At 71.3% G+C, this 12533-nt stretch carries 10 protein-coding genes; 8 read left to right on the top strand and 2 right to left on the bottom strand.

Annotation, left to right across the window (positions count from 1 at the left end):
• Window positions 1-253 precede the first annotated feature (253 nt).
• The 7 genes from Scani_RS27445 to Scani_RS27415 all read left to right on the top strand — a co-directional run bounded on the left by Scani_RS27445 (window position 254) and on the right by Scani_RS27415 (window position 8702).
• Window positions 254-1054 (top strand): PspA/IM30 family protein, encoded by an 801-nt coding sequence (locus Scani_RS27445; RefSeq protein WP_246296180.1) that lies wholly within the window; start codon window positions 254-256, stop codon window positions 1052-1054.
• Between the two features lie 56 nt (window positions 1055-1110).
• Window positions 1111-1389 carry a PspA-associated protein PspAA gene (gene pspAA / locus Scani_RS27440; RefSeq protein WP_159480488.1) on the top strand — a complete coding sequence of 93 codons (279 nt, stop codon included), beginning with the start codon at window positions 1111-1113 and terminating at the stop codon, window positions 1387-1389.
• Window positions 1390-1475: 86 nt separating this feature from the next.
• Window positions 1476-2777, top strand: a complete 1302-nt coding sequence (locus tag Scani_RS27435; RefSeq protein ID WP_159480487.1) for a sensor histidine kinase — start codon at window positions 1476-1478, stop codon at window positions 2775-2777.
• The gene (locus tag Scani_RS27430; RefSeq protein ID WP_159480486.1) at window positions 2774-3460 is read left to right on the top strand and encodes a response regulator; all 687 of its coding nucleotides are present in this window, start codon (window positions 2774-2776) and stop codon (window positions 3458-3460) included. The genes Scani_RS27435 and Scani_RS27430 overlap by 4 nt, the downstream gene beginning before the upstream one ends.
• A gap of 151 nt (window positions 3461-3611) precedes the next feature.
• Complete coding sequence (locus Scani_RS27425; protein WP_159480485.1) at window positions 3612-6794, top strand: efflux RND transporter permease subunit; 3183 nt, start codon at window positions 3612-3614, stop codon at window positions 6792-6794.
• A gap of 223 nt (window positions 6795-7017) precedes the next feature.
• A complete protein-coding gene (locus Scani_RS27420) occupies window positions 7018-8154 on the top strand; it encodes a methyltransferase domain-containing protein (protein ID WP_246296177.1) in 1137 nt (378 codons plus the stop codon).
• A gap of 98 nt (window positions 8155-8252) precedes the next feature.
• Window positions 8253-8702 carry a hypothetical protein gene (locus Scani_RS27415; protein WP_159480484.1) on the top strand — a complete coding sequence of 150 codons (450 nt, stop codon included), beginning with the start codon at window positions 8253-8255 and terminating at the stop codon, window positions 8700-8702.
• 261 nt (window positions 8703-8963) lie between these two features.
• On the opposite strand, the gene nadA is transcribed toward Scani_RS27415, so the two are convergent.
• Entirely contained in the window at window positions 8964-10151 is a 1188-nt protein-coding gene (nadA, locus tag Scani_RS27410; protein WP_159480483.1) for a quinolinate synthase NadA, read from the bottom strand.
• 358 nt (window positions 10152-10509) lie between these two features.
• Between nadA and erpA the strand changes: the two genes are divergently transcribed.
• Window positions 10510-10863 carry an iron-sulfur cluster insertion protein ErpA gene (gene erpA, locus Scani_RS27405; RefSeq protein ID WP_030256738.1) on the top strand — a complete coding sequence of 118 codons (354 nt, stop codon included), beginning with the start codon at window positions 10510-10512 and terminating at the stop codon, window positions 10861-10863.
• Between the two features lie 125 nt (window positions 10864-10988).
• Here erpA and Scani_RS27400 read toward each other — a convergent pair whose 3' ends face one another.
• Entirely contained in the window at window positions 10989-12506 is a 1518-nt protein-coding gene (locus tag Scani_RS27400; protein WP_159480482.1) for a hypothetical protein, read from the bottom strand.
• Between the last annotated feature and the right edge of the window lie 27 nt (window positions 12507-12533).

Below are 12533 nucleotides of genomic sequence, written 5' to 3'. Positions count from 1 at the left end.
ACGGCGCCCCGGCAACTGGCGCCCGACCAGGCGGGAACCCCTGTCCTAACCGGACAGAGCGGACATCGTGCCGCGTGTCCGGACTCTCCCTACTCCTTGCGCGGGAGAGGACGCGCCTCCGATCGTCCTGGAGGAGGAGCGCATCGGGGCGCGAACAGTGCGGTAATGGAACCAGGGCCCGTACTGTGGGGTCTGTAGATGTGCTGGAGCCTAAGCCCGAGGTGACTCGGCCAGAAGGGGGCGCGCGAGGCCCATGAGCGATGGTGTCATGAAGCGGATGGGGATGATCTTCCGCGCGAAGGCCAACAAGGCCCTGGACCGGGCCGAAGACCCGCGCGAGACCCTCGACTACTCGTACCAGAAGCAGCTGGAGCTGCTGCAGAAGGTGCGCCGCGGTGTCGCCGACGTGGCGACCTCCCGCAAGCGCCTGGAACTGCAGCTCAACCAGCTCCAGGGCCAGTCGTCCAAGCTGGAGGACCAGGGCCGCAAGGCGCTGGCGCTCGGCCGCGAGGACCTGGCCCGTGAGGCGCTGAGCCGGCGCAGCGCGCTGCAGCAGCAGGTCACCGACCTGGAGACGCAGCACCAGACGCTGCAGGGCGAGGAGGAGAAGCTCACGCTCGCCGCGCAGCGGCTGCAGGCCAAGGTCGACGCCTTCCGTACGAAGAAGGAGACGATCAAGGCCACCTACACCGCAGCCCAGGCGCAGACCCGGATCGGCGAGGCCTTCTCCGGCATCTCCGAGGAGATGGGCGACGTCGGCATGGCCATCCAGCGGGCGGAGGACAAGACCGCGCAGCTGCAGGCCAGGGCCGGTGCCCTCGACGAGCTGATGGCCTCCGGCGCGCTGGACGACCCGACCGGTATGGCCAAGGACGACATCACCGCCGAGCTGGACCGGCTCTCCGGCGGCAGCGATGTCGAACTGGAGCTGCAGCGGATGAAGGCCGAACTCGCGGGAGGCTCCTCGGCCGGCCAGCAGGCCATCGAGAGCGGCCAGAACGGCGAGGACCGGTCCGCACCGCAGCAGGACCGGCCGCGTTTCGACAAGCAGTGACGGCGGGCGGCGGATAGCCTCGCAGAGAGCGTCGGACCGGACCAAGGGAGACCGTCGTGATCGTACGGATCATGGGGGAGGGCCAGGTGAAGCTGGACGATGCCCACTTCGCCGAGCTCAACAAGCTGGACGATGAGCTGCTCGCCGAGATGGAGAGCGGCGACGAAGCGGGCTTCCAGCGCACGCTCGGTGCACTCCTGGACGCGGTGCGCCGGCTCGGCTCGCCGCTCCCCGACGACGCCCTCGAACCGTCCGAACTCATCCTGCCGTCCCCGGACGCCTCCCTCGAAGAGGTCCGGGAAATGCTCAGCGACGACGGCCTCATCCCGGGCTGAATTCCTGGGCCGGCCGGTCCGGCCACTCCACTCCAGCGCACAGCGCCCCGGCCCCCTTGGGGACCGGGGCGCTACCGTTTGCTCTTGTGAGCCTCCTCGACCCCCGCACGGACGCGCCCCGTGCCGGCCGCTTCCAGTGGCACCGAGCGCATCCCCGCGCCGTCGACGTCGTCCTGGCGGTGGCCGTCTTCGCGTGCATCCTGTGCGGCGCGGTGGCCGATCCGCACGGTCCGCACGGCCCGCGGTTCGGCGGCCACCACCTGTCCGCCACGACCGTGGTGCTGGCCGCGCTGGCCTGCGCCGCCCTGGTCCTGCGCCGCCGGCTGCCCCGTACGGTCCTGGCCCTCACCGGCGCGTGCACCATCGTCGAACTGCTCGCCCGCTCCAGCGACCCGCGCGCCCCCGTGGCCGCGTCCGCCGTGATCGCCCTCTACAGCCTGGCCTCGCGCACCGACCGGCCCACCACCTGGCGGATCGGCGCGCTGACCGTCGTCGTCCTGACCGCCGCCGCGATGCTCTACGGCCCCCGCCCCTGGTACGCGCAGGAGAACATCGGCATCTTCGCCTGGACGGGCATGGCCGCGGCCGCCGGCGACGCGGTCCGCAGCCGCCGTGCCTTCGTGGACGCCATCCGGGAGCGCGCCGAACGCGCCGAGCGCACCCGCGAGGAGGAGGCCCGGCGCCGGGTCGCCGAGGAGCGCCTGCGGATCGCCCGCGAGCTGCACGATGTCGTCGCCCACCACATCGCCCTGGTCAACGTCCAGGCCGGCGTCGCCTCGCACGTCATGGACAACCGTCCCGACCAGGCCAAGCAGGCGCTGGCGCACGTCCGGGAGGCGTCCCGTTCGGCGCTGGAGGAACTCCGCGCCACCGTCGGTCTGTTGCGGCAGTCCGACGACCCCAAGGCGCCGACCGAGCCCGCGCCGGGCCTCGGCGTCCTCGACCAGCTCGTCGACGGGTTCGTCCGCGCCGGGATCCCCGTCGACCTGGAGATCCCGCACACGCCCCGGCCGCTGCCCGCCTCCGTCGACCTCACCGCCTACCGCGTGGTCCAGGAAGCCCTGACCAACGTCCACAAGCACGCCGGCGAGGGGGCCCGCGCCACGGTGCGGATCCTCCACTCCGAGACCGCGCTGACCGTGACCGTCCTGGACGACGGCGCGGGCCGGGCCGGCATCCCGCGGCAGAAGGGCGGCGACCGGCCGCCCGTGGAGCCGGGCGGGCCCGGCGAGCCGGAGGACAGCGGCGGCGGCCACGGCCTGATCGGGATGCGCGAGCGGGTCTTCGCGCTGCGCGGCACGGTCGTGACCGGCCCGCGCGCGGCCGGCGGCTTCCAGGTGCGGGTCACCCTTCCACTGCAGACCGTCCGTACGGGGGAGTCGATATGACGATCAAGGTGCTGCTCGCCGACGACCAGGCGCTGCTGCGCAGTGCCTTCCGGGTGCTGGTCGACTCGGAGGCGGACATGCAGGTGGTGGGGGAGGCCTCCGACGGCGCCCAGGCGTACGAGCTGACCCGCGCCGAGCGTCCCGACGTGGTCCTGATGGACATCCGGATGCCCGGTGTGGACGGCCTGGCGGCCACCCGCATGATCAGCGAGGACCCGGAGCTCACCGACGTCCGGGTGGTCATCCTGACGACCTTCGAGGTCGACGACTACGTGGTGCAGTCGCTGCGGGCCGGCGCCAGTGGCTTCCTCGGCAAGGGCGCCGAGCCGGACGAGATGCTGGGCGCGATCCGGATCGCGGCGGCCGGGGAGGCGCTGCTGTCGCCCGTCGCGACCAAGGGCCTGATCGCCAAGTTCCTCGCGCAGGGCGGCAGCACGACGGACGCCGGGCCCGGCGGCCGGGGCGCCGAGCGGCTGGCGACGCTGACCGGCCGCGAGCGTGAGGTGCTGACCCTGGTGGCGGGCGGGCTGTCCAACGACGAGATCGCCGAGCAGCTCGCGGTCAGCCCGCTCACCGTCAAGACGCACGTCAACCGGGCCATGGCCAAGCTGGGGGCCCGCGACCGGGCCCAGCTGGTGGTCATCGCCTACGAATCGGGACTCGTACGCCCACGGGTGCAGTGAAGGTGGAGCCGCCCGTACTCCCAACGCGGTACGGGCACCGGCCGGAAACCGACCTGCGAGCGAGGAAAACCGGCCAGGGCATGGCGGAAGGTGTAAGTGGGCCCGGGAAAGGCCCCGCCGACCGTTTCAGAACAGAAGAGAGACCCCACCCATGTCCTGGCTGTCCCGACTCAGCCTCGTACAACGGGGCCTGATAGCGCTGATGTCGATCGTGGCGATCGCCTTCGGCGCCATCGCGATCCCGCAGCTCAAGCAGCAGCTCCTGCCGTCCATCGAACTCCCGATGGTGTCCGTGCTGACGCCGTACCAGGGCGCCTCGCCCGATGTCGTCGAGAAGCAGGTGATCGAGCCGCTCGAGGACGGGATCCAGGCGGTCGACGGCATCAAGAGCGTCACCTCGACGTCGAGCGAGGGCTCGGGCGTCATCATGGCGCAGTTCGACTACGGCAACGACTCCAAGCGCCTGGTCGCCGATGTCCAGCAGGCCGTGAACCGCGCCCGCGCGAAACTGCCCAAGGACGTCGACCCGCAGGTGGTGGCCGGTTCGACGGACGACATCCCCACCGTCGTCCTCGCCGTCTCCTCCCAGGACAAGGACCAGCAGACGCTCGCCGACGAGCTGGACCGCAGCGTCGTGCCGGACCTGAAGAACATCGACGGCGTCAGCCAGGTCACGGTCGACGGCGTCCAGGACCGGATCGTCGCGGTCACCCCCGACGACAAGAAGCTCGCCGCCGCCGGGCTGAGTGCCCAGGCGCTCGGCCAGGCGCTGGAGGCCGGCGGTACGTCGGTGCCCGCCGGTTCGTTCGCCGAGGGCGGGCAGAGCAAGACCGTCCAGGTCGGCGCGGGCTTCACCTCCGTCAAGCAGATCCGGGACCTGTCGATCGCGCCGTCCCCGGCGGCCGGTGACTCCGGTGCGGGGGCGAGCGGCGGCCGCCCGGCCCAGCCCGTCCGGCTCGGCGATGTCGCCGACGTCAAGGAGGAGGCGGCCACCCCGACCTCGATCACCCGCACCGACGGCAGGCCCAGCCTCGCCGTGATGGTGACGATGGACCAGGACGGCAGCGCGGTCGCGATCTCCGACGCGGTCAAGGACAAGCTCACCAAGATCCGTCAGGACCTGGGCAAGGGCACCGAGGTCACGGTCGCCTCCGACCAGGGCCCGGCGGTCTCCAAGTCGATCGAGTCGCTGACCACCGAGGGCCTGCTCGGCCTCGCCATGGCGGTCATCGTCATCCTCGTCTTCCTGCTCAGCCTGCGCTCGACGCTGGTCACCGCGGTCTCCATCCCGCTCTCGGTCGTCATCACCCTGATCGTGCTGTGGACCGGGGACCTCTCCCTGAACATGCTCACCCTCGGCGCGCTGACCATCGCGATCGGCCGCGTCGTCGACGACTCCATCGTCGTCCTGGAGAACATCAAGCGGCACCTGGGCTACGGCGAGGAGCGCCGCGAGGCCATCCTCTCCGCCGTCAAGGAGGTCTCCGGAGCGATCACCTCCTCCACCCTCACCACGGTCGCGGTCTTCCTGCCGATCGGCGTGGTCGGCGGCATGGTGGGCGCCCTCTTCGGCTCCTTCTCGCTGACCGTCACCGTCGCCCTGCTGTCCTCCCTGATCGTCTCCCTGACGGTCGTGCCGGTCCTCTCCTTCTGGTTCCTGCGCGCCCCGCGGATCCCCGAGGGCACCACCCCGGACGACCTGCGCCGCCAGGCCGAGGAGAAGGAGGCCAAGAGCCCGCTGCAGCGCCTCTACGTCCCCGTCCTGCGGTTCGCGACCCGCCGCCGGGTCACCAGCCTGGTCATCGCCGTCGTCGTCCTCCTCGCCACCTTCGGCATGGGCCCGCTGCTCAAGACCAACTTCCTCGACCAGGGCGACCAGGACACCCTCACCGTCAAGCAGGAGCTCAAGCCGGGCACCAGCCTGGACGCGGCCGACAAGCAGGCCGAGAAGGTCGAGAAGCTGCTCGCGGCGAACGACGACATCGCCGACTACCAGGTCACCGTCGGCTCCTCCGGCTTCATGGCGGCCTTCGGCGGCGGCACCGGCGCCAACCAGGCCTCCTACCAGCTCAAGCTGAAGGACGCCGCGGACTCCGGCAAGGTCACCGACGACCTGCGGGCCGGTCTCGACAAGCTCGGCCCGTCCATCGGCGACACCACCGTCACCGCGGGCGGCGGCTTCGGCAGCCAGGACCTGAGCGTGGTCGTCAAGGCGGCCGACGGTGACGTCCTGAAGAAGGCCAGTGAGCAGGTCCGCAAGACCGTCGCCGGCCTCGACGACGTCACCGACGTCCAGAGCGACCTCGCCCAGAGCGTGCCGCGGATCTCCGTGAAGCCCAACGACAAGGCGGCCGCGGCCGGTTACAACCAGACCACCCTGGGCGGTGCGGTCACCCAGGCGGTCCGCGGCACCACCAGCGGCAAGGCGGTCCTGGACGACACCGAGCGCGACATCGTGATCAAGTCCGCCCACCCGGCCACCACCGTGGCCGAGTTGAAGAAGCTGGCCGTTCCGACCCCGGCCGGCCCGGCCGAGCTCGGCACGCTCGCCACCGTGCGGACCGTCCCCGGCCCGGTCCAGATGACCCGGATCGACGGGGCCCGGTCGGCGACGATCACCGCCAAGCCGACCGCCGACAACACCGGCGCGGTCAGCACCACCCTGCAGAGCAAGATCAAGGCGCTGAAGCTGCCGGACGGTGCCACCGCCGAGATCGGCGGCGTCTCCCAGGACCAGACCGACGCGTTCTCCTCGCTCGGCCTGGCGATGCTGGCGGCCATCGCCATCGTCTTCATGCTCCTGGTCGCCACCTTCCGCTCGCTGATCCAGCCGCTGATCCTGCTGGTCTCGATCCCCTTCGCGGCGACCGGAGCGATCGGCCTGCTGGTCGCCACCGGCACCCCGCTGGGCGTCCCGGCGATGATCGGCATGCTGATGCTGATCGGCATCGTGGTCACCAACGCCATCGTGCTGATCGACCTGATCAACCAGTACCGGGCGCAGGGCTACGGCGTCGTGGAAGCGGTCATCGAGGGCGGCCGGCACCGGCTGCGCCCGATCCTGATGACGGCGCTGGCCACGATCATGGCGCTGCTCCCGATGGCGCTGTCCATCACCGGCGACGGCGGCTTCATCTCCCAGCCGCTCGCCGTCGTGGTGATAGGCGGTCTGATCACCTCCACCCTGCTCACCCTCCTCCTCGTCCCGACGCTCTACGCGATGATCGAGCTCCGCAAGGAGCGCCGGGCGGAGAAGAAGGCCGCGAAGCGGGCCGGAAAGAGCGGCCCGCAGGCCGATCAGGCCGACCGCGCGGCGGAGCCGGCGGGCGTCTGACGACGGCCTGACCGGCAGCGCCGGGCGACCTTCCCGGAGCAGAAACGATGCCCCCGCAAGCCGGTGCTTGCGGGGGCATCGTCGTGGGCATCCGCTCACGGGGCGGCCCCGGCCGCCCCGGACCGTCAGCACCGACGAAGGGGGACGCCATGGGAAAGCACGGTGACGGCAAGGGCGGCGCGGAGGGCGACCGGCAGCAGAGCCCGAAGGAATCCGACGGCCAGTGGACCAAGCCGGTGACCGCCCCGCCGAAGAAGAAGTAGGGGGCGGCGCGATGTCCTCGCCGGGCCGGCTGCTGGAAATCCTCCGCAACAAGGGCGTGCTGACGCCGGAATGGACGCCGGCCGTCGCCGCGGTCGACCGCGCGCATTTCGTGCCGGACACCTTCGAGGTGGGCGACCGCACCGTCTCCCGCGCCGCCGACGAGGCGGAGTGGCGGCGGATGGTCTATGCCGACCTGCCGCTGATCACCCAGCACAACGACGGCCGGGCCGTGGCGGGCCAGATCGCCGTTCCGACGTGCTCGACGTCCATGCCCTCCCTGATGCTGGCCATGGCCGCGAGCGTCCGGGACGGCGATGCCGTATTGGAGATCGGCACCGGCACCGGCTATCACGCCGCCTGGCTCGCGCACCGGCTCGGCGAGGACCGTACGACCAGCATCGAGACCGACAAGGCGCTCCACGACATCGCCCGGGACAACCTGGCCCGGGCCGGCCTGCACCCCCACCTGGTCTGCGGCGACGGCCTGGCCGGGGTCCCCGGGCGGGCGCCCTTCGACCGGACCCTCGCCACCTGCACGGTCCGCGACATCCCGTACGCCTGGGTGGCACAGACCGCGCCGGGCGGCACGATCCTCACCCCGTGGGGCTCGTCGTTCCACTCCTACTCGTTCGCCACCCTGACCGTCCGCGACGGCCGGGCCACCGGCCGCTTCTCCGGCCGCCCGGCTTTCATGTGGGCCCGCCAGCAGCGCCGCTCCTACGGCCGCATCCGCGACTGGTACCACGGCGAGGAGGGCGAGCGGGCGACGACCGCCCTCGACCCCCGGGTGCTGGAGGAGGATCCCGACGCCCGTTTCGCCGTCGGCCTGAAGGTGCGGGACGCCTGGCCGCTGCTGTGCCCCGCCGACGACGGCAGCGACGAGGCCACGTACTGGCTCTTCGACGACGCCCGCAGCTCCTGGGCCACCGTCGAATACGTCCCGGGCCGCGACACCTACGAGACCGAACAGCACGGCCCGCGCCGCCTGTGGGACGAGGTCGAAGCCGCCTACCGCGCCTGGACCGCCGAGGGCGCCCCCACCCGCGACCGCTACCGCATCACGGTCACCCCCGAAGGCCAGACCGTCTCCCTGTGACGACCCGGGCGTACGCATTCGGCGGCACATCTCTCGCCGGTCTCCGGGAGCGGTGGTTATGTGACGTGTGCCGTCCGACCGACGAAAGGTGAGCGAGCGTGCCGTCCGCCCTGCGCCGCAAGGCCGCCCCCGTGACCGCCGCCGCAGCACTCGCCTGTGCGCTGGCCTGCGCGGCCGCACCACCCGCCGCCTCCTCCTCGGGCGACGTCCGGGTCCGCGTCGGCGTCACCGGCGGCCCCTACACCGCCAGCGTGGGCCTCGTCGTCACGGGACCGCGCACGCTCTTCGGCGGCTTCTACTGCGCCGCCGACGGCCTCGCCCCCACGCCCCTCACCGCCCTGGTCGACGCCGACGAACAGTACGGTCTCGGCGGCGTACGGGCGCGCTGGGACGCCGCCACCCAGGACTTCGTCGTCACCGAGATCCACGGCGACGCAGCCGAGGGCAAGAAGAAGTGGAACGCGTACGTCAACGAGGAGAAGATCAAGAAAGCCCCCTGCCACACCGCGATCAAGGGCGGCGACAAGGTCCGCTGGACCCTGGAATAGCCCCCGGACCGCCAAACAGGGCAGTCGGATGGCCAGCCCCCACCCACGGAAACCTCTCCACTCACGGGAGGGGACGGGCCGGAGGGGCCTGGTGTGTGGACGTAAAGCGAAGCAGTCCACACACCAGGCCCCTCCGGCCCGTCACCGCACCCACAGCCCCGCGCAGCGGACCCCGCCCGCCGCAGGCGCCACGGCGAGCGCACCGCGCAGCGGGCGGGCAACGGCGAGCAACCACCACGGCGGAAAAGCCAAAAACGTGGGCTACGGCAACGCCAACATCCGCTCCAGCGCCAGCTTCGCGAAGCTCTCGGTCTCCCGGTCGACCTGGATGCGGTTGACGACCTTGCCCGCGACGAGGGACTCCAGCGTCCACACCAGGTGGGGGAGGTCGATGCGGTTCATCGTCGAGCAGAAGCAGACCGTCTTGTCGAGGAAGACGATCTCCTTGTCCTCCGCGGCGAAACGGTTGGCCAGCCGGCGGACCAGGTTCAGTTCGGTGCCGATGGCCCACTTCGAGCCGCGCGGGGCGGCCTCCAGCGCCTTGATGATGTACTCCGTCGAGCCGACGTAGTCCGCCGCGGCCACGACCTCGTGCTTGCACTCGGGGTGGACCAGGACGTTGACGCCCGGGATCCGCTCGCGCACGTCGTTCACCGAGTCCAGCGAGAAGCGGCCGTGCACCGAGCAGTGGCCGCGCCAGAGGATCATCTTGGCGGCCCGCAGCTCCTCGGCGGTCAGGCCGCCGTTCGGCTTGTGCGGGTTGTAGACCACGCAGTCGTCCAGGGACAGGCCCATGTCACGGACGGCGGTGTTGCGGCCCAGGTGCTGGTCGGGCAGGAACAGCACCTTCTCCCCCTGCTCGAACGCCCAGTCCAGCGCCCGCTTCGCGTTGGAGGACGTGCAGATCGTGCCGCCGTGCTTGCCGGTGAAGGCCTTGATGTCGGCCGAGGAGTTCATGTACGAGACGGGGACGACCTGTTCGGCGACGCCGGCCTCGGTGAGCACGTCCCAGCACTCGGCGACCTGCTCGGCGGTGGCCATGTCGGCCATCGAGCAGCCGGCGGCCAGGTCGGGGAGGATCACCTGCTGATCGTCGCCGGTGAGGATGTCCGCGGACTCCGCCATGAAGTGCACACCGCAGAAGACGATGTACTCGGCGTCCGGCCGGGCGGCGGCGTCCCGCGCGAGCTTGAAGGAGTCGCCGGTCACATCGGCGAACTCGATGACCTCGTCGCGCTGGTAGTGGTGCCCCAGGACGAAGACCTTGTCCCCGAGCTCTGCCTTGGCCGCGCGGGCGCGCTCGACGAGGTCGGGGTCCGACGGCGCCGGCAGATCGCCGGGGCACTCCACACCGCGCTCGCTCTTCGGGTCGGCCTCGCGACCGAGGAGGAGCAGGGCCAGCGGGGTCGGCTGGACGTCCAGGGGCTGGGCGGTGGTCACAACACGCACCCTCTCTTTTCTTCGATGAGCGCGGCGCAGCCGCATCAGTGGAGCCGGCGCGGGCACCGGGAACCTTTTCGTCTATTTGACGCTATCTATCATAGCTGCTTCACGTCACTTTGACGATGGCCATTGTGTCGATGTGACGCATCAGCACCCGCGGCACCCCCGCCGTGTGCGGTCGGCCACGTGTTCCCGGCGGCCGGTGTGCGAGCATGAGGAGAGAACAAGGCGAGAGGCTGGATCCGGACGGCGTCCGGAGCGCTTCTCGGCAATTTGCGCCCAGCCGGAATTAATCCGGGATGTCTCCGGTTGCAGCTGGTTGCATCCGATGACAAGCGGTCCGTACAACCCGGGAGAGATGTAGATGAGCGTTCAGGACGAGACCACCGTCAGCGACGGCATCATCCTGTCCGACGCGGCCGCGTCGAAGGTCAAGAGCCTGCTGGAGCAGGAAGGCCGGGAGGACCTCGCGCTGCGGGTGGCCGTTCAGCCCGGCGGCTGCTCCGGGCTGCGCTACCAGCTCTTCTTCGACGAGCGTTCGCTCGACGGCGATGTCGTCAAGGACTTCGACGGTGTCAAGGTCGTCACCGACCGGATGAGCGCCCCCTACCTGGGCGGTGCCTCCATCGACTTCGTCGACACCATCGAGAAGCAGGGCTTCACGATCGACAACCCGAACGCCACCGGCTCCTGCGCCTGCGGCGACTCCTTCAGCTAGGGGCACGGGCAGTACGTACGAAAGGCGGCGCCCCCCCCGAGTGGGGGAGCGCCGCCTTCCGTTTTCCCGTCTCCGTGCGGCCCGCCGCGACGGTCACCGTCGCGGCGGGGCATCGCGGCGTCCGTTCACCGCTTGGGCACGGACTCACCGGTCGACACATCGATCACCTTCCGGCCGTCCAGCGGCTTCTGCAGCGTCACGGTCTTGGTGAACTCCTTGGCGATCTTCACGCAGACCTGGCCCGGCTTCTTGTCCTTGCCGACGACCTTGGTCTTCACGGTGCTGCCGGACTCCTCGGCGCTCACCGAGTAGACGCTGCACACCCCGCCCCAGAAGTGGACCGTCAGCTTCTTGCCGCCGTCGCCCACGTCGTACGACTCCAGGGCCATCGCCCCGGGCTTCCCGGACGGCTTCTGCGAGCTCTGCGACCCGCCGTCGCCGTCCCGGTGGGCCAGGTACTTCGGGTTCACCGCCGGGTGCGCGACGGTCGAGGTGGCGTCCGGGCCGCTGCCGGCGCCCGGCTGGCGCACCGTGTACAGCCACGACGGCACCAGTGCCTGGCCGCCGTCCACGTACTGCACCGAGAGCCCGAAGACCGCACCGGTCACGTCGGTCGGCTGCTGCGCCTTCGTCGGCGCCGGCTCGCACGGCGCTATCCCGTCGCCCTTGCCCCCCTTGCCGCCCTTGTCAGGGGGCGTCGAGGGGCAGTCGGCCGGCTTGCGGCCCTCGCCCGAATTCAGCCGGTCCAGCGTCTTGTCCGCGCCCAGTACGGGGTAGTCCGCGCCCTTGACGGGGTTCGCCAACTGGCCGCTGCCCCCGACCACCTGGCCGTCCGAGCCGACCTGCAGATCGCTCTGCCAGCCGTACGTCGGCAGCCCGCCGAGCACCGGATTCGCGCTGACGATCCGCACCGCGCCGGAGAGCCCGCCGGCGTCGAGCCGGGCGCTCTCCTGGCCCAGCGCCTTCAGCACCGGCCGCACCGCCTGCTTGGCCTTCTCCGGCGACACCGCGCCCTTGCCGCTGCTGTCGTCCTCGGTCGTGATGTCCCCGCCGCCGCGGTACGAGGGGCAGCCGGGCCGGCCCGACGGCGCCGCGCCGTCGGCCTGGTCCTGGCCCTTGTCGCCCTTGGGGGAGGCGGGCAGCGCACAGTTCGTGCCGCCCGGCGTGCCGTACTGCGAGTACGTCCAGGCGCCCGAGCCGGACTTGCTCACCTGCAGGACCGGGCTCCGGGCGTCGCGCGTCTGCCCGCCGACCTTCCAGGAGGTGCCCTCCGAGCGGACCTTCCCGGCCACATCCAGCGCCTTCGCCAGGCGTTCGACCGACTCCGGGCCGATCTGGCCCTTGGGGCGGTACACCGGCGCGGACGCCGGGCCGCCGGGCAGCTTCTTCACCGCGCGGTACTTCGCACCCTGCGGATTGGGCTCACCGGCCGCGATGGAGCCGCCGCCGGTGTAGCCGTCGAGCGCCAGCGGCGGCGGGTCGCCTTTGGCCGCGGAGCCCGCGTCGCTCGACGCGGACGAGACCCAGTACGCCGCGCCGCCCCCGGCGAGAAGTACCGCCGCGGCCATCGAGGCGACCACCATGGGGGTGCGCCGCCTGCGCTCCTTGGGGTTCGAGGTGTCGGTGGTGTCCTCGGTGTTCACCGCATCGCTCCTTCGGCTCCGCTGAAC

Origin of the sequence: Streptomyces caniferus, from assembly GCF_009811555.1 — a bacterium.
In the GTDB taxonomy this organism is placed as follows: Bacteria; Actinomycetota; Actinomycetes; order Streptomycetales; family Streptomycetaceae; genus Streptomyces; species Streptomyces caniferus.
Note: the sequence above shows the minus strand (reverse complement) of the source record. Positions and strands in the feature narration are given on the sequence as shown.